Source organism: Amycolatopsis sp. A133 (assembly GCF_031082405.1).
In the GTDB taxonomy this organism is placed as follows: Bacteria; Actinomycetota; Actinomycetes; order Mycobacteriales; family Pseudonocardiaceae; genus Amycolatopsis.
In genome coordinates this window covers 378,509-400,081 of the sequence record NZ_JAVHJU010000004.1, presented here as the reverse complement: position 1 = coordinate 400,081, position 21,573 = coordinate 378,509, and the positions used below count along the sequence as shown (strand labels likewise).

General features: G+C 71.5%; 20 protein-coding genes and 1 pseudogene. 18 read left to right on the top strand and 3 right to left on the bottom strand.

Annotation, left to right across the window (positions count from 1 at the left end):
- Positions 1-102: 102 nt before the first annotated feature.
- The gene (locus tag Q5425_RS06060; RefSeq protein ID WP_308671092.1) at positions 103-516 is read right to left on the bottom strand and encodes a B-4DMT family transporter; all 414 of its coding nucleotides are present in this window, start codon (positions 514-516) and stop codon (positions 103-105) included.
- Positions 517-584: 68 nt separating this feature from the next.
- Here Q5425_RS06060 and Q5425_RS06055 point away from each other — a divergent pair, with 68 nt between their 5' ends.
- The 3 genes from Q5425_RS06055 to nusB are packed head-to-tail and all read left to right on the top strand — an operon-like array spanning position 585 to position 2,737.
- Entirely contained in the window at positions 585-1,673 is a 1,089-nt protein-coding gene (locus tag Q5425_RS06055) for a Xaa-Pro peptidase family protein (RefSeq protein WP_308671091.1), read from the top strand.
- A 45-nt stretch (positions 1,674-1,718) separates the two neighbouring features.
- Positions 1,719-2,282 carry an elongation factor P gene (gene efp, locus Q5425_RS06050; RefSeq protein ID WP_285989998.1) on the top strand — a complete coding sequence of 188 codons (564 nt, stop codon included), beginning with the start codon at positions 1,719-1,721 and terminating at the stop codon, positions 2,280-2,282.
- Positions 2,282-2,737 carry a transcription antitermination factor NusB gene (gene nusB / locus Q5425_RS06045; RefSeq protein WP_308671090.1) on the top strand — a complete coding sequence of 152 codons (456 nt, stop codon included), beginning with the start codon at positions 2,282-2,284 and terminating at the stop codon, positions 2,735-2,737. The genes efp and nusB overlap by 1 nt, the downstream gene beginning before the upstream one ends.
- Positions 2,738-2,927: 190 nt before the next feature.
- Here nusB and Q5425_RS06040 read toward each other — a convergent pair whose 3' ends face one another.
- Entirely contained in the window at positions 2,928-3,416 is a 489-nt protein-coding gene (locus tag Q5425_RS06040; RefSeq protein WP_003096372.1) for a transcriptional regulator, read from the bottom strand.
- Positions 3,417-3,665: 249 nt separating this feature from the next.
- Here Q5425_RS06040 and pyrR point away from each other — a divergent pair, with 249 nt between their 5' ends.
- The 15 genes from pyrR to Q5425_RS05965 all read left to right on the top strand — a co-directional run bounded on the left by pyrR (position 3,666) and on the right by Q5425_RS05965 (position 20,141).
- Positions 3,666-4,283 (top strand): bifunctional pyr operon transcriptional regulator/uracil phosphoribosyltransferase PyrR, encoded by a 618-nt coding sequence (pyrR, locus tag Q5425_RS06035; protein WP_308671089.1) that lies wholly within the window; start codon positions 3,666-3,668, stop codon positions 4,281-4,283.
- Positions 4,280-5,212: an aspartate carbamoyltransferase catalytic subunit gene (locus Q5425_RS06030; protein WP_308671088.1), complete on the top strand. Its 933-nt coding sequence runs from the start codon at positions 4,280-4,282 to the stop codon at positions 5,210-5,212. The genes pyrR and Q5425_RS06030 overlap by 4 nt, the downstream gene beginning before the upstream one ends.
- On the top strand, positions 5,209-6,495 hold the full coding sequence (locus tag Q5425_RS06025) for a dihydroorotase (RefSeq protein WP_308671087.1): 1,287 nt from the start codon (positions 5,209-5,211) through the stop codon (positions 6,493-6,495). The genes Q5425_RS06030 and Q5425_RS06025 overlap by 4 nt, the downstream gene beginning before the upstream one ends.
- Positions 6,495-6,989, top strand: a complete 495-nt coding sequence (locus tag Q5425_RS06020; RefSeq protein ID WP_308671086.1) for a transporter — start codon at positions 6,495-6,497, stop codon at positions 6,987-6,989. The genes Q5425_RS06025 and Q5425_RS06020 overlap by 1 nt, the downstream gene beginning before the upstream one ends.
- Positions 6,986-8,107 carry a glutamine-hydrolyzing carbamoyl-phosphate synthase small subunit gene (gene carA, locus Q5425_RS06015; protein ID WP_308671085.1) on the top strand — a complete coding sequence of 374 codons (1,122 nt, stop codon included), beginning with the start codon at positions 6,986-6,988 and terminating at the stop codon, positions 8,105-8,107. The genes Q5425_RS06020 and carA overlap by 4 nt, the downstream gene beginning before the upstream one ends.
- The gene (locus Q5425_RS06010; RefSeq protein ID WP_308671084.1) at positions 8,104-9,261 is read left to right on the top strand and encodes an AAA family ATPase; all 1,158 of its coding nucleotides are present in this window, start codon (positions 8,104-8,106) and stop codon (positions 9,259-9,261) included. The genes carA and Q5425_RS06010 overlap by 4 nt, the downstream gene beginning before the upstream one ends.
- On the top strand, positions 9,258-9,869 hold the full coding sequence (locus Q5425_RS06005; RefSeq protein WP_308671083.1) for a DUF4276 family protein: 612 nt from the start codon (positions 9,258-9,260) through the stop codon (positions 9,867-9,869). Before Q5425_RS06010 ends, Q5425_RS06005 begins: the two co-directional genes overlap by 4 nt.
- Entirely contained in the window at positions 9,869-13,183 is a 3,315-nt protein-coding gene (gene carB / locus Q5425_RS06000) for a carbamoyl-phosphate synthase large subunit (protein ID WP_308671082.1), read from the top strand. The genes Q5425_RS06005 and carB overlap by 1 nt, the downstream gene beginning before the upstream one ends.
- Positions 13,180-14,028, top strand: a complete 849-nt coding sequence (pyrF, locus tag Q5425_RS05995; protein ID WP_308671081.1) for an orotidine-5'-phosphate decarboxylase — start codon at positions 13,180-13,182, stop codon at positions 14,026-14,028. Before carB ends, pyrF begins: the two co-directional genes overlap by 4 nt.
- A gap of 107 nt (positions 14,029-14,135) precedes the next feature.
- A complete protein-coding gene (gene mihF, locus Q5425_RS05990) occupies positions 14,136-14,453 on the top strand; it encodes an integration host factor, actinobacterial type (protein ID WP_013224622.1) in 318 nt (105 codons plus the stop codon).
- The gene (gene gmk / locus Q5425_RS05985; protein ID WP_308671080.1) at positions 14,450-15,106 is read left to right on the top strand and encodes a guanylate kinase; all 657 of its coding nucleotides are present in this window, start codon (positions 14,450-14,452) and stop codon (positions 15,104-15,106) included. Before mihF ends, gmk begins: the two co-directional genes overlap by 4 nt.
- Positions 15,103-15,372 (top strand): DNA-directed RNA polymerase subunit omega, encoded by a 270-nt coding sequence (gene rpoZ, locus Q5425_RS05980; protein WP_308671079.1) that lies wholly within the window; start codon positions 15,103-15,105, stop codon positions 15,370-15,372. Before gmk ends, rpoZ begins: the two co-directional genes overlap by 4 nt.
- Complete coding sequence (coaBC, locus tag Q5425_RS05975) at positions 15,365-16,585, top strand: bifunctional phosphopantothenoylcysteine decarboxylase/phosphopantothenate--cysteine ligase CoaBC (RefSeq protein ID WP_308671078.1); 1,221 nt, start codon at positions 15,365-15,367, stop codon at positions 16,583-16,585. Before rpoZ ends, coaBC begins: the two co-directional genes overlap by 8 nt.
- Positions 16,586-16,679: 94 nt before the next feature.
- Positions 16,680-17,882 (top strand): methionine adenosyltransferase, encoded by a 1,203-nt coding sequence (gene metK, locus Q5425_RS05970; protein ID WP_308671077.1) that lies wholly within the window; start codon positions 16,680-16,682, stop codon positions 17,880-17,882.
- Positions 17,883-18,044: 162 nt separating this feature from the next.
- Positions 18,045-20,141, top strand: coding sequence for a primosomal protein N' (locus Q5425_RS05965; protein ID WP_308671076.1), 2,097 nt, complete (start codon positions 18,045-18,047; stop codon positions 20,139-20,141).
- A 71-nt stretch (positions 20,142-20,212) separates the two neighbouring features.
- Here Q5425_RS05965 and Q5425_RS05960 read toward each other — a convergent pair.
- Positions 20,213-21,564 (bottom strand): annotated as a pseudogene (locus tag Q5425_RS05960) (hypothetical protein).
- Between the last annotated feature and the right edge of the window lie 9 nt (positions 21,565-21,573).

Here is a 21,573-nt window from a genome sequence, read left to right as displayed (position 1 = left end):
GGGTGACGGCACCACCACCGCCACCGTGCTCGCCCAGGCCCTGGTCAAGGAAGGCCTGCGCAACGTTGCCGCCGGCACGGCAGAGCACGTACCCGGCGCCCTTCAGCGTTCGCGGTCGGCGCTCGGTGAGCGCCCGATCCGCCCGCCGACGAACAAGCCCAGCCCCGCCGGGATCAGCACCAGCAGCGCCGAGAACGCCGCCCCGCCCGTCAGGGCTCCGCCCAGCTCGGACACGCCCGTCTGGTCCACGAACACCGCCCGGCCGATCACGTACAGGATCCCCGCCACCGGCCCCGCGACCAGCGCCGCGATGAACCACACGCGCCCGCGGTCCGGGAGGCCTCGCCAAGCGTCGAGGGCGCTCCACAGCGCCGCCGCCCCGACCAGGACCGCCAGCGCCAGGGAAACCGCCAGGGCCTGGTCGGTCGGGTGGTACACGGCGTACTTCGCCAGCAGCGTGAGGGCCACGCCGTGCAGCACCGCCATCACCAGTCCGCGAATCACCCAGGCGCTCATCCTGCGGAGTGTAGGCGGCCTACTGGCGAGTCGCTTCCCCCGGGAACGCCGCGCACTAGGGTGGACGGGTGCCCGAAACCCATGGACGACGCCGGGCGGCGCTGCGTGGGCTCCTGACCGGAGCCGGTGTTGATGCGCTGCTGGTCACCGATCTGCTGAACATCCGCTACCTGACCGGGTTCACCGGCTCGAACGCCGCCGTGCTGGTGCACGCCGAGGGCGACGGGAAGACGCTCTTCTGCACCGACGGCCGCTACACCACCCAGTCGGCCGCCGAGGTGCCCGACCTCGAAACCGTCGTCGACCGGGCGAGCGCCGCCGCCCTCGTGGCCAAGGCCGCCCGGGACACCAAGACCTACGGCAAGCTCGGGTTCGAGAGCCAGCACGTCAGCGTCGAGGCCTACGAAGCCCTCAACGAGCACGTGCCGCTGAAGCGGACCCCCGGCCTGGTCGAGCGGCTGCGCGAAGTCAAGGACGAAGCCGAGGTCGAAGCCCTGCGCCAGGCGTGCGCCGCCGCCGACCGGGCGCTGGACGACCTGCTCGCCGCCGGGGGCCTGCGCCCCGGGCGGACCGAGCTGGAAATCGCCCGTGACCTGGAGAACCGGATGCTGGAGCACGGCTCGGCCGAGCCCAGCTTCGCCTCCATCATCGCCGCCGGCGCGCACTCGGCCATCCCGCACCACCGGCCGACGCACGCCGAACTCAAGCGCGGCGACTTCGTCAAGATGGACTTCGGCGCGACCGTCGACGGCTACCACTCCGACATGACCCGCACCTTCGTCCTCGGCGCCCCCGCGGACTGGCAGCGGGAGGTCTACGACCTCGTGCACGCCGCGCAGGCCACCGGGCTCGCCGCCGTCGTCCCCGGCGTCCCGGTGTCCGAAGTGGACTCCGCGGCGCGGGGAGTGATCGTGGCCGAGGGCCGTGGGCCGGAGTTCGCGCACGGCCTCGGCCACGGCGTCGGCCTGCAGATCCACGAGGCGCCCAGCCTCGCCGCGACGGGCGTCGGTACACTGGCCGCCGGTATGGCGGTCACCGTCGAGCCCGGCGTGTACCTGGCGGGGCACGGTGGCGTGCGCATCGAGGACACGCTCGTCGTGCGGGCTGGGGAGCCCGAACTCCTCACCCTGAGCACCAAGAACCTCGTGGTCGTCTGACGGCGGCCCCGAACCCGAAGATCCGACACAGGAGACTGCAAGCTCGTGGCCACGACCAACGACCTGAAGAACGGGCTCGTCCTCAACCTCGAGGGCCAGCTGTGGACCGTCACCGCGTTCCAGCACGTCAAGCCGGGCAAGGGCGGTGCCTTCGTGCGCACCACCCTCAAGCACGTGCTCACCGGCAAGGTGGTCGACAAGACGTTCAACGCGGGCACGAAGGTCGAGACGGCCACGGTGGACCGCCGGAACATGACCTACCTCTACAAGGAGGGGCAGGACTTCGTGTTCATGGACGGCGACACCTACGACCAGATCACGGTGCCCGCCGAGGTCGTCGGCGACAACGCCAACTACATGCTCGAGAACACCGAGGTCCAGGTCGCGGTGCACGAAAACGAGCCGCTGTACGTCGAGCTGCCGACGTCGGTCGAGCTGCTCGTCCAGCACACCGACCCCGGCCTGCAGGGCGACCGCTCCACCGGCGGCACCAAGCCGGCGACGCTGGAGACCGGCGCGGAGATCCAGGTCCCGCTGTTCCTGTCCACCGGCGAGAAGATCAAGGTCGACACCCGCGACGGCCGTTACCTGGGCCGCGTCTCCAGCTGATGCCGACGTCGAAACCCCACCCGAACCGCGGCGGCGCGATCAGCCGCCGTCAGGCACGCCGCCGCGCGGTGGAAATGCTGTACGAGGCCTCGCAGCGGGACACCGACCCGGTGACGCTGCTGGCCGACCGGGTCGGCGCGACCGAGGTCGACCCGATCGCGGACTACACGATCAGCCTGGTCGAGGGCGTCACCGCCCGCCGGGTGCAGATCGACGAGCTGCTGGCCGAGCACGCGCAGGGCTGGACCCTGGAGCGGATGCCGAAGGTCGACCTCGCGGTGCTGCGGGTCGGGGTCTACGAGCTGCTCTGGGCCGAGGACGTGCCGGACCCGGTCGCGATCGACGAGGCCGTCGGCCTGGCGAAGGAACTGTCCACGGACGACTCGCCGCGGTTCGTCAACGGCGTCCTGGGCCGGATCGGCACCATCGCCGACCGCCTCCGCGCCGTGCTCTGAGGCTCGTTCAGGGGTGAGCTCTGCTCGCGGAGAGCGCGAGCCGAGCCTCACTCCGCCGTGTCTTGTGGGGGCGCAGCCCCCACACCCCGCCCGGGGGCAAGCCCCCGGACCCCCGGGCGTGGTCGCCTGCAGCGCGAAATCGTCTGAGCGGGCTCGCCCCCGAACGAGCCCGGCGCGCCACATCGGGCGATCAGTCCTCCTTGGAGGGCCGCGCCTCCGGCGGCAGAACGCCCCAGTCGATGAGCTGCTCGGTCAGCTCGCCGGGGGTCATGTCGTAGATGATCGCCAGGGACCGCAGGTCCTCGGTGCGGATCGAGAGCACCTTGCCGTTGTAGTCGCCGCGCTGGCTCTGGATCGTCGCCGCGTAGCGGGCCAGCGGGCCCACCTTTTCGGCCGGCAGCTGCTGCAGGCGCTCCAGGTTGATCACGATCTTGGTGGCGGGCTCCGCACCGGAGGGGACCCGGCCCTCGGGCAGCAGCTCGACCACCGGCACACCGTAGAAGTCGGCCAGCTCGGCCAGCTTCTGGACGGTGACGGCGCGGTCGCCACGCTCGTACGAGCCGACGACGACGGCCTTCCAGCGCCCACCGGACTTCTGCTCGACCCCGTGCAGGGACAGGCCCTGCTGCTGGCGGATCCCGCGGAGCTTGGCCCCGAGCGCCTTGGCGTAATCGCCCATCTGGTCGTTCTCCGTTCTTCACCCCCTCCCGGTCGGGGTGACCGGGCCGGGGGACTCGCTGAGTCGAATACTCAGAGTAATGGTTACGCATTGTTGTCACCAGGTCAAGCAGAAGCTTGCCGCGAATCACGCCACACCACCCGGAAGACTGAGCAAAGTGCCTGCTACTGTCGGTGCGAAAGCCCCGACCAGCAGGGGATACAGACGTCCTTTAAGGACCCGTCCGGTGAGGCGGGGAAGGAGTCCGAAGTGTCGTCACGCCCGCGTGACGCGGCTGGTTCGGCCGGGGAGCGCGAGCTCCTGACGGCCGGCGATGTCGCACGCACGATCGCCCGAATGGCCCATCAGGTCATCGAAAAGACCGCGAACGGTGCGGAGAGCACTACCCCGCCCGTGTTGCTCGGCATCCCGTCCCGGGGCACGCCGCTGGCGGTCCGCCTGGCCGACAAGATCGGCGAGTTCTCCGGGGTCCGCCCGCCCACCGGCGCCCTCGACGTCACCCTCTACCGGGACGATCTCCGCCGCCGCCCGCCGCGCGCGCTCGAGCAGACGCAGCTGCCCACCGACGGCATCGACGACCGCGTCGTGATCCTGGTCGACGACGTCCTCTTCTCCGGCCGGACGATCCGGGCCGCGCTCGATGCCCTGCGTGATCACGGCCGCCCCCGCGCCGTGCAGCTGGCCGTGCTGGTCGACCGCGGTCACCGCGAGCTGCCGATCCGCGCGGACTACGTGGGCAAGAACGTGCCGACCGCCCGCACCGAGGGCGTGTCCGTCCTGCTGGCCGAGATCGACGGCCGCGACGCGGTCCTGCTGCGCCCCGCAGAAGCCCCAGCAGCCGCGGAAGCCCCTGGAGAGGACTCGTGAAGCACCTGCTCGCCACCGACGGCCTGGACCCGGCGCTGGCCACGGCCGTGCTCGACACCGCCGACGAGCTGAAGCACACCCTGCTCGGCCGCGAGGTCAAGAAGCTGCCGACGCTGCGCGGCCGCACGGTGATCACCCTGTTCTACGAGAACTCGACGCGCACCCGGGTGTCGTTCGAAATCGCCGGGAAGTGGATGAGCGCGGACGTGATCAACGTTTCCGCGGCCAGCTCCTCGGTGAACAAGGGGGAGTCGCTGCGGGACACCGCGCTGACGCTGGCCGCCGCGGGCGCCGACTGCGTGATCGTCCGGCACCCGGCCAGCGGCGCCGCCCAGCGGCTCTCGGAGTGGCTCGCCGAGCCCGGCACGTCGGTGGTCAACGCCGGCGACGGCACCCACGAGCACCCGACGCAGGCGCTGCTCGACGCGGCGACGCTGCGGGAGCGCCTCGGGTCGCTGAAGGACCGGCGGATCGCGATCGTCGGAGACGTCCTGCACAGCCGGGTCGCCCGCTCGAACATCCACCTGCTCTCGGCCCTGGGTGCCGAAGTCGTGCTCGTCGCGCCGCCGACGTTGCTGCCTTACGGTGTGGAAAGCCTTCCGGTGACCGTTTCGCACGATCTGGACGCCGAGCTGCCCGCGGTCGACGCGGTGATGATGCTGCGAGTCCAAGCCGAGCGCATGCACGGCGGGTTCTTCCCGAGCGCGCGCGAGTACTCGATCGCGTACGGCCTTTCGGAACGGCGGCAGAAGCTGCTGCCGGACCACGCGGTCGTCCTGCACCCCGGCCCGATGTTGCGCGGGATGGAGATCGCGAGCGCGGTCGCCGACTCCCCGGCCTCGGCCATCACCGAACAGGTCCGCAACGGCGTCCACGTCCGCATGGCGGTCCTCTACCACCTCCTGGCCAGCGAAGGAGCCGCAGCGTGAGCACCGTGATCCAGGGCGCCCGCCCCTACGGCGAAGGCGACCCGGTCGACGTCCTGATCGAGGACGGCGTGATCACCGCGATCGGCGCCGTCGACGTCCCGGAAGACGCCGACGTGCTCGACGCGAGCGGCCAGGTGCTGCTGCCCGGCTTCGTCGACCTGCACACCCACCTGCGCGAACCCGGCCGCGAAGACACCGAGACGATCGACACCGGCTCGGCCGCGGCGGCGCTCGGCGGCTACACCGCGGTGTTCGCCATGGCCAACACCGACCCGGTCGCCGACAACGCCGTGATCGTCGAGCACGTGTGGCGGCGCGGCCAGGAGGTCGGCCTGGTCGACGTCCACCCGGTCGGCGCGGTCACCGTCGGGCTCAAGGGCGAGAAGCTCGCCGAGCTGGGCACGATGGCGAACTCGCAGGCCCGGGTCAAGGTGTTCTCCGACGACGGCCTCTGCGTCGCCGATCCGCTGCTCATGCGCCGCGCGCTGGAGTACTCGACCGCGCTGGACGTGGTCATCGCGCAGCACGCGGAGGAGCCGCGGCTGACCGTCGGCGCCCAGGCCCACGAGGGCGAGCGCGCGGCCCGGCTCGGCTACCCCGGCTGGCCCGCCGCCGCCGAGGAGTCCATCGTGGCCCGCGACTGCCTGCTGGCCCTGCACGCGAACGCCCGGCTGCACGTCTGCCACGTCTCCACCACGGGCACCGCGGACGTGCTGGCCTGGGCCAAGGAGCGCGGCACCCAGGTGACGGCCGAGGTCACGCCGCACCACCTGCTGCTCACCGACGAGCGCCTGGCCACCTACGACCCGGTGAACAAGGTGAACCCGCCGCTGCGCACCCAATCGGACACCGCGCGGCTGCGGACCGCGCTGGCCGAAGGGGTCATCGACTGCGTCGCCACCGACCACGCGCCGCACGCCGTCCAGGACAAGGACACCGAGTGGACCGCGGCCCGGCCGGGCATGCTCGGTCTCCAGACGGCGCTGTCCATCGTGGCCGAGACCATGGTCCGCACCGGCCTGCTCGACTGGCGCGGCGTCGCCCGCGTCATGAGCGAACGGCCCGCCGAGATCGGCAACCTGGCCGACCACGGCCGCCCGATCGCGGTCGGTGAGCCGGCGAACCTGACGCTCGTCGACCCGGACGCCGAGTGGACCGTCCGGGGCGCGGAGCTGGCCAGCATCGCGGCCAACACCCCGTACGAGGGAATGCGGCTGCCCGGCGTGGTGACCGCGACGCTGCTGCGCGGGCGGATCACCGCGCGGGACGGGAAGATCTGCTGATGGAGCGCTTCTGGCTCGTGCTGGCGATCGTCGCCTTCTTCCTGCTCTGCCTGTACGGCATGTACGTGGGCTGGCGGCGCAAGTCCCGCTCGCAGAGCGCCCGGGTGCCGCCGTTCCCCGCCGTACCCGAAGACGCCGGCGAGGCGCTGCTGGAGTCCACCGGCGTCTACCTGGCCACCACGACGGCCGGGAACTGGCAGGACCGGATCGTCACCCGCGGCGCGGGACTGCGCACCGGCGCGGTTTGGCGCCTGCACCCCGGGGGTATCGCGGTCGAACGCGGCGGAGCGCCCGACTTCTGGATCCCGCGGGAGGCCGTCACCGGCATCCGGCGGGACACGAAGATCGCCGGGAAGGTGATGGGCACGGACGCGCTGCTGGTGGTCACCTGGCGGCTCGGCGACGCCGAGCTCGACACCGGTTTCCGCGGCGACGACCTCGACGACTATCCACAGTGGATCGAACAGATCGAGATCAAGGGAGGTGCCCAGTGAACGCGCGCGCTCAGGCCGCACTGGTGCTCGAAGACGGCCGGGTGTTCCGCGGCGCTGCCTACGGCGCGCAGGGGCGAACCCTCGGCGAGGCGGTGTTCTGCACCGGCATGACCGGTTACCAGGAGACGCTGACCGACCCGTCCTACCACGGGCAGATCGTGGTGCAGACCGCACCGCAGATCGGCAACACCGGCTGGAACGACGAGGACGACGAGTCCTCGAAGATCTGGGTCAACGGCTACGTGGTGCGCGACCCCGCGCGCACGCCGTCCAACTGGCGCTCTCGCCGGACGCTGGACGAGGAGCTGGTGCGCCAGGGGATCGTCGGCATCGCCGAGGTCGACACCCGCTCGCTGACGCGGTACCTGCGTGAGCGCGGCGCGATGCGGGCCGGGGTCTTTTCCGGCGACGCGCTGGGCACGGTCGACGACATGGTCGCTGCGGTGCTGGCGAGCCCGAAGATGGAAGGTGCCGACCTGGCCGGCCAGGTTTCGACGCCCAAGCCGTACGTGGTGTCGCCTGACGGCGAGCCGCGCTTCCGGGTGGCGGCGCTGGACCTGGGCATCAAGTCCAACACCCCGCGCCAGATGATCAAGCGGGGCATCGAGGTGCACGTCCTGCCCTCTTCCGCTTCGCTGGAAGACGTGCTGGCGATCGAGCCGGACGGCGTGTTCCTGTCGAACGGCCCGGGCGACCCGGCCACCACGGTGCACGCGACCGAGCTGACCAAGCAGGTCCTCGGCCGCGAGATCCCGCTGTTCGGCATCTGCTTCGGCAACCAGGTGCTGGGCCGCGCACTCGGGCTCGGGACGTACAAGATGCGCTACGGCCACCGCGGCATCAACATCCCGGTGATCGACGTGGCCACCCGGTCGGTGGCGATCACGGCCCAGAACCACGGGTTCGCCCTGGAGGGTGAGCCGGGGCAGCGTTTCGAGACCCCGTTCGGGGCGGCGCAGATCAGCCACTACTGCCCCAACGACGACACGGTGGAGGGCGTGCGGGCGCTGGACGTCCCGGCGTTCTCGGTCCAGTACCACCCCGAAGCCGCGGCCGGCCCGCACGACGCGGCACCCCTGTTCGACGATTTCGTTTCGCTCATGGAGAAGCGGCCGTGACCCTCACGACCGGCATCGAGCGGCTCCGGATCCGGAACTACCGGGTGCTCCGGGACGTCGAGCTGGACGGCCTGACGCCGGTGACGGCGTTGCTCGGGCCGAACGGGAGCGGGAAGTCCACGATGTTCGACGCGCTGGACTTCCTCTCCGAGTCGCTCCGGGTGGGGCTGCGCTCGGCGTGGGACCGGCGCGGGGGTACCTCCGACATCGTCACCCATGGTGCGACCGGGCCGGTCGAGATCGAACTGACGTGTCGCATCGAAGGCGCGGTGGGCGCGTACCGGCTCGCCATCGAGTACGACGATGACGAGCCGGTGGTGGCCGAGGAGAAGCTGACTTGGCAGCCCGAGGGTGCCGAGACGCCCTTCGACGCCTTGCACTTCCGGCGCGGTGACGGTGGGTTCGCCAATGCCGGTGCATGGGAACTCCTCGAATTGGCGGCCCCTGACCTCCTCGGGCTGGGCGTGGTGAGCCAGCTTGCAGGCAAGGTCGAAGTCGGCAGGTTTCGCCGGTTCATCGGGCAGATCGTTCTTGCGGACCTGAATCTCGACGCAATGCGGAAGGGTTCGAGGGAGAGCAGAACGGTCTGGCTCAGACCGAACGGGGAGAACTTGGGTTCCGTCGTCCGGCTGTTCAGCCTTGAGCTCCCTCAAGAGTGGGAGAACATCAGGGCGTCGCTGCGGAAGTATGTCCCGGGGCTCGAAGACATCGAATCTTTTCAGCAGGGTGACGGCAGCTGGATTGTTCGTCTGCGCGAGCAGGGGAAAGAAGAGCTGGTCGGGCCGGAGAACATCTCCGACGGCACGCTGCTGCTGCTCGGCTACCTGTTGGCATTGCGCACCTACGCCTCGGTCCTCCTCATCGAGGAGCCGGAGAACCAGGTCCACCCTCGACTCCACTATTCGCTCGCCGAAGACGCGCGCGGCGCGCGAGCCGACCAGGTCATCGTCGCGACCCACGCGCCTCGCTTCGTCGACGCGTTGCGACCGGACGAGGTCTGGACGTTCGCCCGCGGGAACGACGGTAACGCCCAGGCCAAAAGGGCTTCCGACGAAGCGCCGATCGTCCGCATGGTCGAGTCCGGGGGAGCGCTCGGCGACCTCTGGACCGAGGGATACTTCCGGTTCGGCGACCCGCTCGGGGAGCGCCCGTGACCGTGCTGGCTCCCTGCCGCCTCGAAGTGCTCGTCGAGGAACCGTCCGCGGAAGAGGCGCTGAAAGCTCTTCTCCCGAAGATCGTCCCTGGCGTCGACTTCCGGATCGTCCCCTTCAACGGCAAGACCGATTTGCTGCGCAAGCTCCCCGTCCGGCTCCGTGACTACACCTGCTACTGGGCCGAAACGGGCTTGCGCATCGTCGTGCTGCTCGACCGGGACAACGACGACTGCGCCGAGCTCAAGAACCGCCTCGTCGAGATCGCTCGAGAAGCCGGACTGCCTGGCGAGGCGACGCTGTTCCGCATCGTGATCGAGGAACTCGAGGCCTGGTTCCTCGGCGACGTCCCGGCGTTGAACGCGGCCTACCCCCGGGTGCCGCTCAGCCTGGACAGCCAGACCAAGTTCCGCGACCCGGAGAACATCACCGGCGGGGCGTGGGAGGGCTTGGAGCACGCGCTGCAGAAGCACGGCTACCACAAGAAGGGCCTCCAGAAGGTCCGGGCAGCGAGCGAGATCGCCCCCCACATGGACATCGAGAACAACCGATCCAAAAGCTTTCAGGTCTTCCGCGACGGCTTGCGGCGCCTGGTGAAAGAAGGAAACTGATGCCGAAGAGGACGGACATCCAGCACGTGCTGGTGATCGGCTCCGGGCCGATCGTGATCGGGCAGGCCGCGGAGTTCGACTACTCCGGTACCCAGGCCTGCCGGGTGCTGCGCAGCGAAGGCCTGCGCGTCTCCCTGGTGAACTCGAACCCGGCCACCATCATGACCGACCCCGAGTTCGCCGACGCCACCTACATCGAGCCGGTGACGCCGGACTTCGTCGAGAAGGTCATCGCGGCGGAGCGGCCGGACGCGATCCTCGCCACCCTCGGCGGGCAGACCGCGCTCAACTGCGCCGTCGCCCTGCACGAGCGCGGTGTGCTCGACAAGTACGGTGTCGAGCTGATCGGGGCCGACATCGACGCCATCCAGCGTGGTGAAGACCGGCAGAAGTTCAAGGACATCGTGCGCACCATCGGTGCCGAGGTCCCGCGCTCCCGCGTCTGCCACGACATGGACGAAGTCCGCGACACCGTCAAGGACCTCGGCCTGCCGGTCGTGATCCGGCCGTCCTTCACCATGGGCGGGCTCGGCTCCGGCATGGCGCACACGCCCGAGGACCTCGAGCGGCTCGCCTCCACCGGGCTCGCCGAATCTCCGGTCACCGAGGTGCTCATCGAAGAGAGCGTGCTCGGCTGGAAGGAGTACGAGCTCGAGCTGATGCGCGACAAGCACGACAACGTCGTGGTCGTCTGCTCGATCGAGAACATCGACGCGATGGGCGTGCACACCGGCGACTCGGTCACCGTCGCGCCCACCATGACCCTCACCGACCGCGAGTACCAGGTGATGCGGGACGTCGGCATCGCGGTGCTGCGCGAGGTCGGCGTCGACACCGGCGGCTGCAACATCCAGTTCGCGATCAACCCGGCCGACGGCCGGATGGTCGTCATCGAGATGAACCCGCGCGTTTCGCGGAGCAGTGCGCTGGCGAGCAAGGCCACCGGCTTCCCGATCGCCAAGATCGCCGCGAAGCTCGCCATCGGCTACACGCTCGACGAGATCCGCAACGACATCACCGGCGAGACGCCGGCGGCGTTCGAGCCCACTTTGGACTACGTCGTCGTCAAGATGCCGCGGTTCGCCTTCGAGAAGTTCCCCGGCGCGGACCCGACGCTGACCACGACGATGAAGAGCGTCGGCGAGGCGATGTCGTTCGGCCGCAGCTTCCCCGAGGCGCTCGGCAAGGTGATGCGGTCGATCGAAACGAAGGCGTCCGGCTTCTGGACGCTGCCCGACCCCGAGGGCGTCACGCTGGAGTCCACTTTGGACGAGCTGCGCACGCCGCACGAGGGCCGGCTGTACGAAGTGGAGCGTGCGCTGCGGCTCGGCGCCACCGTCGAGCAGGTCCACGAAGCGAGTGGCATCGACCCGTGGTTCATCGACCAGATCGCCTACATCGGCGAGGTCGGCGCCGAGGTCCGCGACGCACCCGTGCTCGACGGCGACCTCCTGCGCCGCGCCAAGCGCACCGGCCTGTCCGACCGCCAGATCGCCGCGCTGCGGCCGGAACTGGCCGGCGAGGACGGGGTCCGCACCTTGCGCCACCGCCTCGGCGTGCGGCCGGTGTTCAAGACCGTCGACACGTGCGCGGCCGAGTTCGCGGCCAAGACGCCTTACCACTACTCGGCTTACGAGTCCGACCCCGACGCGCAGTCCGAAGTGGCCGTGCAGTCGGACAAGCCGAAGGTGCTCATCCTCGGCTCGGGCCCGAACCGGATCGGCCAGGGCATCGAGTTCGACTACTCCTGCGTCCACGCGGCGATCGCGTTGCGGGAGGCCGGGTTCGAGGCCGTCATGATCAACTGCAACCCGGAAACCGTGTCCACCGACTACGACACGTCCGACCGGCTGTACTTCGAGCCGCTGTCCTTCGAGGACGTCCTCGAAGTTGTGCACGCCGAGCAGGCGTCCGGCACGGTCGCCGGCGTCATCGTCCAGCTCGGCGGCCAGACCCCGCTGGGCCTGGCGAAGAAGCTCGCCGACGCCGGGGTCCCGGTGGTCGGGACGCCGCCGGAGGCCATCCACCTGGCCGAGGACCGCGGCGCGTTCGGCGAAGTCCTCACCGACGCCGGCCTGCCCGCTCCGCGCTACGGCACGGCGACGTCGTTCGAGGGCGCGAAGCGGATCGCCGACGAGATCGGCTATCCGGTGCTCGTCCGGCCGTCCTACGTGCTCGGCGGCCGCGGCATGGAAATCGTCTACGACGAGGAGACCCTGGCCGGCTACATCCGCCGCGCCACCGAGGTCACCCCGGAACACCCGGTGCTGGTGGACCGGTTCCTCGACGACGCCATCGAAATCGACGTCGACGCGCTGTTCGACGGCGAGGAGCTCTACCTCGGCGGTGTCATGGAGCACATCGAGGAAGCCGGCATCCACTCCGGCGACTCCTCCTGCGCGCTGCCGCCGATCACGCTCGGCCACACCGACCTGCAGGCCGTCCGGCGCTCCACCGAGGCGATCGCCCGCGGTGTGGGCGTGCGGGGGCTGCTGAACGTCCAGTACGCGCTCAAGGACGACGTCCTGTACGTCCTGGAGGCCAACCCGCGCGCGTCCCGGACGGTGCCGTTCGTGTCCAAGGCGACGGCGGTCCCGCTGGCCAAGGCCGCCGCGCTGATCATGACCGGCTCGACGATCAAGGACCTGCGCGAGAGCGGGGTCCTGCCGGCCGATGGCGACGGCGGGCAGATGCCGGCCGACTCGCCGGTCGCCGTCAAGGAAGCCGTGCTGCCCTTCCACCGCTTCCGCACCCCCGAAGGCCACGGCGTCGACTCGCTGCTCGGCCCGGAGATGAAGTCCACCGGCGAGGTGATGGGCGTCGACGTCGACTTCGGCAAGGCGTTCGCGAAGTCCCAGAGCGGCGCGTACGGTTCGCTGCCGACGTCCGGCCGGGTGTTCGTCTCGGTGGCCAACCGCGACAAGCGCTCGCTGGTGTTCCCGGTGAAGCGCCTGGCGGACCTCGGGTTCGAGATCCTCGCCACCTCCGGCACCGCGGAAGTGCTGCGGCGCAACGGGATCCCGTGCACGGTGGTGCGCAAGCACTACGAGGGTTCGACCGAAGCCGAGCCGAACATCGTGGACGTCATCCTGAACGGCGACGTCGACATGGTGATCAACACCCCGTACGGGAACAGCGGCCCGCGCGTCGACGGCTACGAAATCCGCACCGCGGCCGTGTCGCGCGACATCCCGTGCGTGACCACCGTGCAGGGCGCCGCGGCGGCCGTGCACGGCATCGAAGCGCTGATCCGGGGCGACATCGGGGTCAAGTCCCTGCAGGAGCTCCAGGCGGCGCTGAAGGCGAAGTCGTGAGCGGGCGGGAGCGGTTCGGGGCGCGGCTGGCGAAGGCCGTCGCGGCCCGCGGCCCGCTGTGCGCCGGGATCGACCCCCACCCGGGCCTGATCGAGGCCTGGGGGCTCCCGGTGGACGTCTCGGGCCTGGAGCGGTTCGCGCTGTCCGCCACGGAGGTCCTGGCGGCGCACGCGGCCATCGTGAAGCCGCAGTCGGCGTTCTTCGAAAGTTTCGGCGCGGACGGCGTCCGGGTGCTGGAACGGGTCGTCGAAACCGCCCGCGACGCGGGTGCGCTGGTGCTGCTGGACGTCAAGCGCGGCGACATCGGTTCCACGATGGGTGCCTACACCGCCGCGTACGTCGCCGAGGGCGCGGCGATCGCGGCCGACGCCATCACCGTCTCCCCGTACCTCGGCTTCGGCTCGCTGGACGCGTGCGCCGCCACGGCCGTCTCGGCGGGCCGCGGCATCTTCGTGCTTGCGCGGACTTCGAACCCCGAAGCGGCCGGAGTGCAGAACGCGAAGCTGCCGGACGGACGGACCGTGGCGCAGGCGATCGTCGATTCCGCGGCGGCACTCAACGCAGGCGCGGAACCGCTCGGCGATGTGGGTGTCGTCGTCGGGGCCACCGTCCCGCCGGGGGAGCTCGACCTCTCGCGGCTGAGTGGTCCGGTGCTGGCGCCCGGTTTCGGGGCCCAGGGAGCCACTGTGGCCGATTTGCGGGCCCTGTTCGGTGCGTCCCTGCCGGGCGTGCTGCCCGCCTCGTCCCGGGACATCCTGAAGCACGGTCCGGAGCAACAGGCTTTGCGCCAAGCGGTCGAACGGGTCGCCGAAGTGCTGGCCGACCCGCAGGAAAACGACCAATAGCAGGGCGCGGAACGGGCCCCCACCAGGCACCCCCGCATTGTGGCCGGTGCTCACGGGTGGGTACCGTCGCGTCACCCACCCAGTTTTGAGAACTACCGGAGGAAAACGTGGCACTTCCCCAGCTGACAGAGGAACAGCGCGCTGCGGCGCTGGAGAAGGCCGCCGCCGCTCGCAAGATCCGTGCTGAGCTGAAGGAGCGGCTGAAGCGGGGCGGTACCACTCTGGTCGACGTGCTGAAGCAGGCCGAGGAGAACGAAGTCCTCGGCAAGATGAAGGTTTCGGCTCTGCTCGAGGCCCTCCCGGGCGTCGGCAAGGTCCGCGCGCAGCAGACCATGGAACGACTGGAGATCGCCCCCAGCCGTCGTCTTCGCGGCCTCGGCGACCGGCAGCGCAAGGCGCTGCTGGCCGAGTTCAGCGGCGAGTGAACGGCGCCGGTCGTGACTACCCGGTGAACCGGGGCGCCGACCGCGGCGGTGAGCCGGTGACGGGGGACCTCCCCCGGCACCGGCTCACCGTCGTATCGGGGCCTTCGGGGGTCGGGAAGTCGAGCGTGGTGGGCGAGCTGCGGAAGCTGGAGCCCGACGTCTGGTTCAGCGTCTCGGTCACCACCCGCGAACCGCGTCCCGGCGAAGTCGACGGGGCGCACTACCACTTCGTCGACCGCGCGGAGTTCGACACGATGGTCGCCGACGGCCGGCTGCTGGAATGGGCCGAGTTCGCCGGCAACCGCTACGGCACCCCGCGCGAGCCGGTCGAGAAGGCCCTCGCCGAGGGCCGCCCGGCCGTCCTGGAGATCGAGCTGCAGGGCGCCCGCCAGGTCCGGGCGGCGATGCCGGAGGCCCGGCTGGTGATGCTGATGCCGCCGTCGTGGGAGGAACTGGTCGGCAGGCTCACCGGCCGCGGCACCGAAAACGAGGCCGCGGTACAGGCCCGGCTGGCCGAAGCGGAGCGCGAACTGGCGGCGGCGGGGGAGTTCGACCACCGCCTCGTCAACGCCGACCTGCGGGAGGCCGCCGAGCACTTGCTAAGCTTGATTACTGCTGACCAGTTTTCCGAAGAAGCGGAGCACCACGAGTGACCACCCAGGTAACTTTGACCGAAGAGCTCGAGGGCATCACCAACCCGCCGATCGACGACCTGCTCGAGAAGGTCAGCTCGAAGTACGCGCTGGTGATCTACTCGGCCAAGCGTGCCCGCCAGATCAACGACTACTACGCCCAGCTGGGCGAGGGTCTGCTGGAGTACGTCGGCCCGCTCGTCGAGCCGGGCCCGCGCGAGAAGCCGCTCTCGATCGCGCTGCGCGAGATCCACGGCGGCCTGCTCGAGCACACCGAGGGTGAGTAAACCCCGCGTCGTCCTGGGCGTGGGCGGCGGGATCGCCGCCTACAAGGCCTGTGAGGTCCTGCGCGGGCTGACGGAGTCCGGTCACGACGTCCGCGTGGTCCCCACCGAAGCCGCGTTGAACTTCGTCGGCGCGGCCACCTTCGAAGCCCTCTCCGGGCACCCGGTGCACACGGGTGTGTTCACCGAGGTGCCCGAGGTCCAGCACGTCCGCGTCGGCAAGGAAGCCGATCTCGTCCTGGTCGTCCCGGCCACGGCGAACCTCCTGGCCAAGGCCGCCCACGGCCTCGCCGACGACCTGCTGACCAACACCCTGCTCACCGCCCGGTGCCCGGTCGCCTTCTTCCCGGCGATGCACACGGAGATGTGGGAGCACCCCGCGACCCGCGACAACGTGGCCCTGCTGCGCTCGCGCGGCATGGTCGTCACCGAGCCCGACTCCGGCCGGCTGACGGGCGCCGACACCGGCAAGGGCCGCCTGGCGAACCCGGCCGAGATCGTCGACCTGGCGCGGCTGCTGCTGGCCCGCCCGGACGCCCTCCCGCGCGACCTCGAAGGCGTCCGCGTGGTCGTGTCCGCGGGCGGCACGCGCGAACCCCTCGACCCGGTCCGCTACCTGGGCAACCGCTCGTCCGGCAAGCAGGGCTACGCACTGGCCCGCGTCGCCGCCCAGCGCGGCGCCGAGGTCACCCTGGTCGCCGCGCACACCGTCGCCCTGCCCGACCCGGCGGGCGCCACGGTGCAACGCGTCTCGACGGCGGAGGAGCTGCGGCAGGCCGTGCACGCCGCGGCCCGGTCGGCGGACGTCGTCGTGATGGCCGCCGCCGTCGCCGACTTCCGGCCGGCGAACCGGGCCGAGCACAAGATCAAGAAGTCCGACGGCCGGCCCGACCCCGTCATCACCCTCGACCGCAACGCCGACATCCTCGCCGAACTGGTGCAGAACCGGCGTCCCGGACAGGTCGTCGTGGGATTCGCCGCGGAAACCGGCGACGAGCACGGCAGCGTCCTCGACCACGCCCGCGCGAAGCTCAAGCGCAAGGGCGCCGACTTGCTGGTCGTCAACGCCGTCGGCGACGGCAAGGCGTTCGGCACCGAGGACAACTCGGGCTGGCTCCTCGGGGCCGATGCCACAGAACAACCCCTACCTCTCGCGCAGAAAGCCGCTTTGGCGTCCACGGTGTGGGACGCTGTTGTGAGCTTCATGAAGCGTTGACCGTCCCCCGAGCGATAGTCAGTACGCTTGCACCAAATAAGGGGTGCCTAACTTGCGGGGCATCCGACGTCTAGGTGAGGAAGTGACGGCCACCGTGACCGCGTCTAGCAGCAGATTGTTCACCTCGGAGTCGGTGACCGAAGGGCACCCCGACAAGATTTGCGACGCCATCAGCGACTCGATCCTCGACGGCCTGCTGTCGAAGGATCCTCGCAGCCGCGTCGCGGTCGAGACCCTGATCACCACCGGCCAGGTGCACGTGGCCGGCGAGGTGACCACCGAGGCGTACGCCGACATCCCGACGATCGTCCGCGACGTCATCCTCAAGATCGGCTACGACTCCTCCGCCAAGGGCTTCGACGGCAACTCCTGCGGCGTCAACGTCGCGATCGGTTCGCAGTCGCCCGACATCGCCCAGGGCGTCGACACCGCGTACGAGTCGCGGGTGGAGTCGGACGACGACGAGATCAACCGCCAGGGTGCCGGCGACCAGGGCCTGATGTTCGGCTACGCCTGCTCGGACACCCCCGAGCTGATGCCGCTGCCGATCGCGCTGGCCCACCGGCTCTCGAAGCGGCTGACCGCGGTCCGCAAGGACGGCGTGCTGCCGTACCTGCGCCCGGACGGCAAGACCCAGGTGACCATCGAGTACGCCGGCGACCAGCCGGTCCGGCTCGACACGGTCGTCGTGTCCTCGCAGCACGCCGATGGCATCGACCTGGACCGGATGCTCAGCGTCGACGTCAAGGAGCACGTCGTCGGCCCCGAGCTCGAGGGCCTGGGCATCGACACGTCGAACGCGCGCCTGCTGGTCAACCCGACCGGCCGGTTCGTCATCGGCGGCCCGATGGGCGACGCCGGCCTGACCGGGCGCAAGATCATCGTCGACACCTACGGCGGCATGGCCCGCCACGGCGGCGGCGCGTTCTCCGGCAAGGACCCGTCCAAGGTCGACCGCTCGGCCGCGTACGCGATGCGCTGGGTGGCCAAGAACGTCGTCGCCGCGGGCCTGGCCCAGCGGACCGAGGTCCAGGTCGCCTACGCGATTGGCAAGGCGGCCCCGGTCGGCCTGTTCGTCGAGACGTTCGGCACCGAGACGGTCGACCCGTCGAAGATCCAGCAGGCCATCACCGAGGTCTTCGACCTGCGGCCCGCCGCGATCATCCGCGACCTCGACCTGCTGCGCCCGATCTACGCCCCGACGGCGGCGTACGGCCACTTCGGCCGGCCCGAGCTGGGCCTCCCGTGGGAGAGCACGGCCCGCGCCGAAGCCCTCAAGGCCGCGGCGGGCGCCTGACGCACGATCCGGTGAAGGCCACCCCGCGGGTTCCCCGGGGTGGCCTTCCTCGTGTCCGAGGGAATCTCACGTGATGCCCCTCCAATCACGCGTGATGCCCTCCCAGTCACGCGAGATGCCTCTCCGGTCCCGTTGTCGGTGGGGTCTGGTAGAGATCAGGGCGTGAGCAGCACCGAGCCCGCCGCTCTCTGGGACCTCCCGGAGCAGCCGCCCGCACCCCAGGCGGCACCCTCGCGCGCCCGGAAGAAGCCGAAGCCGGGGGAGAAGGCGAAGGGCGCCCCGCAGCCCGCGCCCGAGCGGCCGGTCGCGCGGGTCGTCGTCGACATCCCGCTGGCCCACCTGGACCGCACCTTCGACTACCTCGTGCCGGAGAAGCTGCACGAGACCGCCGTGCCGGGCTGCCGCGTCCGCGTCCGGTTCGCCGGGCAGCTGGTCGACGGCTACCTGATCGACCGCGGCGAGACCAGCGACTACGGCAGCAAGCTGGCGTTCCTCGACCGCGTGACGTCGGCCGAGCCGGTGCTGCCGCCGTCGCTGCACGCGCTGTGCCGGGCGGTCGCCGACCGCTACGGCGGCACGCTGTCCGACGTCCTGCGCCTCGCGATCCCGCCCCGGCACGCCAAGGCCGAGGGCGAGCCGCCGCCCGCGCCCGCGGCGCTGCCGGCGGCACCGGACACCGCGGCCTGGGCGCGCTACCAGCGCGGCCCGGCGTTCCTGGAGGCCCTCGCCGAGGCCAAGCCCGCGAACGCCGTCTGGCAGGCCCTGCCGGGCGAAGACTGGCCGCGGCGGCTCGCCGAGGCCGCGGCTGCCGTGGCCGCCGCGGGCCGGGGGGCGGTGCTGGTGGTGCCGGACCACCGCGACCTGACCCGGGTGCACGCGGCCTGCGCGGCGCTGGTGGGCGAGGACGCCGTGGTGGCGCTGATCGCCGGCCTCGGGCCCGCCGAGCGGTACCGGCGCTGGCTGGCCGTGCTGCGCGGCGCGGTGCGGGTGGTGGTCGGGACGCGGGCGGCGATGTTCGCGCCGGTCCACGACCCCGGCCTGTTCGCCGTCTGGGACGACGGCGACGACCTGCACCTCGACCAGCACGCGCCGTACCCCCACGTCCGGGACGTCCTCATGGACCGCGCCCACGCGGCGAAGGCGTCCCTGCTGGTCGGCGGGTTCGCCCGGACGGCCGAAGCGCAGCTCCTGGTCGAGTCGGGCTGGGCCGTGCCGGTGCTCGCGGATCGTGCGACGCTGCGGTCCGCGGCCCCCCGCGTCACCCCGGTCGGCGAAGACTTCGACGTCGCCCGCGACGAGGCCGCCCGGGTCGCGCGCCTGCCGGCGGTGGCGTTCGAAGCGGCGCGGCAGGCGTTCGCGGCGGACCTCCCGGTACTGGTGCAGGTGCCGCGGCGCGGGTACGTGCCCGGCCTGGCCTGCGGGAACTGCCGGACACCGGCGCACTGCCGCCGCTGCGCGGGGCCGCTGGCGCTGCCCGGCGGCTCGCTCGACGGGCAGCCGAAGCCGCCGGCGTGCCGCTGGTGCGGCGTCCCCGAAACGGCGTTCCGCTGCACGGCGTGCGGCTCGGTCCGGCTGCGCGCGGTGATCGTCGGCGCGAAGCGGACGGCGGAGGAGCTCGGCCGCGCGTTCCCGGGCGTCCCGGTCCGCACGTCGGGGGCGGCGGAGGTCCTCGAATCGGTGCCGGGCAAACCGTCGCTGGTGGTGTGCACCCCGGGAGCGGAGCCGGTGGCGGAGGGCGGTTACGGCGCAGCGCTGCTCCTCGACGGCTGGGCCCTGCTGGGCCGCCAGGACCTCCGCGCGGGCGAGGAGACGTTGCGCCGCTGGATGGCGGCGGCGGCCCTGGTCCGCCCGGCCGCGTCCGGCGGTCGTGTCATCGTCGGCGCGGAGGCGGGGCTGGCGGTGGTCCAGGCCCTGGTCCGCTGGGACCCGGCGTGGCACGCGGGCCAGGAGCTGGCGGAGCGCCGCGAGCTGGGCTTCCCCCCGGCGATGCGGATGGCGAGCGTGGAGGGCAGCCCGGACGCGGTGGCCGGTTTTCTCTCGGATCTGCCCCTGCCGGAGTCGGGCGAGGTCCTGGGCCCGGTCCCGATCGGCGAGGTGGACGAAGAGGGCAACGCCGAGCGAGAGCGGGCTTTGGTCCGCGTTTCCCGGGCCGAGGGCAAAACCCTGGCGGCCTCGATCCACGCGGCGGCGGCCCGCCGGGACGCGAAGAAGGCGACGGAACCGATCCGCGTCCAGGTGGATCCGCTGGACCTCATTTAGAGAGCCGTGCCGCCCCCTCGATCCCGGGTGGCCGAAGGGGAATCAGGCGTGGCCGAAGGGGCGGCACGGCGTCAGCCCGGCAGGACCGTGCCCGGCAGCGACTCCATCGCGGCGCGCGGGGAATCCGCGGTGGGCGGGGGAGTGGCCGGAGTCCGGTCGCCCGCGGCGGCGGCCGTGGCCAGCAAGACCACCTCGGCCGCGATGGCCTGCCGCCGCGCCTCGAAGTCCGGGTCCGTCAACGCTTCCGGTGCCGTGGGCTGGCCCAGCACCGGTGTGTGCAGGTGGCCGCCCGGCAGGGCGGTCAGGCCCAGGCCGAGGCGCAGCCGGTTGCTGCGGAACATCGATTCGTTCGACAGGTAGTTCCCGCCGCCTCCCGACGCCGCGATCTCCCCGGGCGCCGGGGCGTCCGAACGGCACACCGGGGTCCGGCGCCCGGGTGCGTGGCGTCCGGCCAGACGCAGAACGCCGGGTTGAAGTTCACCGGGTAGGCGCCGGTCACCTCGAGCATCCGCGCGTACGGCAGGGTCGTCTCGATGAACTGGACGTCCGGCTGCGGCCAGCCCGCCGCCGGCGGGACGCCGCCCGTGACGGACACGTTGTTGTTGTCCGGGAAACCGCCGCGCCAGGCGCCGGCCCAGCGCTCGATGTCGAACCGGCCCGGGCGGCCCTGGCTGATCGTCATGAGCACGTCCGGCCGCCGGCCGCGGTCGCGCAACGCCGTGCCGTACGCCGCTTCGACGATGCCTTCGTCGAAGTAGCCCCACACCACCGGGAAGTTCACCGCCTGCACCACTGCGGGGCCCGACGGCGTGGCCAGGACCCGTCCGTCCAGCTGCAGCGCGGACGCCCCGGCCGGGTTCGAGATCCGGACGCCGGAGCCGTCGAGCTGGAACGGGTCGAAGCCGCTCACCAGCACCCGCCGCGTCTTCCCGAGCGGGAACCGGACGTCGTCGAGGCCGCGTGAACCCCGGTCGAACGCCGTGAGCAGGGCACCCCGGTCCGGCAGCGCGAACGACGGCCGCCACTGCCGGATCGCGCTGCTCAGCTGCAGCCGCGCCCAGTACAGGGGCCGGTCGTCGAACCGGTCGAGCGTGCCCAGGCCCGGACGGCGGCCCTGGGCGCGATCGACGGCCGTCCGCCACAGCCGGTCACCGGCCTGCGTGACGACGCGCGCGGCGCGGCGCGGGGTGCGGGCGGCGCACAGATCGCGCTTCACGCCGGCGACGAACGGGTCGAGCCCGGCCAGCCGCACGAGTCCGGGGCCGACAGCGGGGCCGCCGGCCGGCAACGAAGCGGTCAGGCGGTGTTCCTCGACGGTCAGCGCGGCGGCGGAACCGAAGCAGCCGGGCGCGGCCGCGGCGGTCGTGGGGAAGGCGACCAGCGGAACGGCGGTGAGCAGGGGGAGCAGAGCGGACAGGCGCACGGGTTTCCC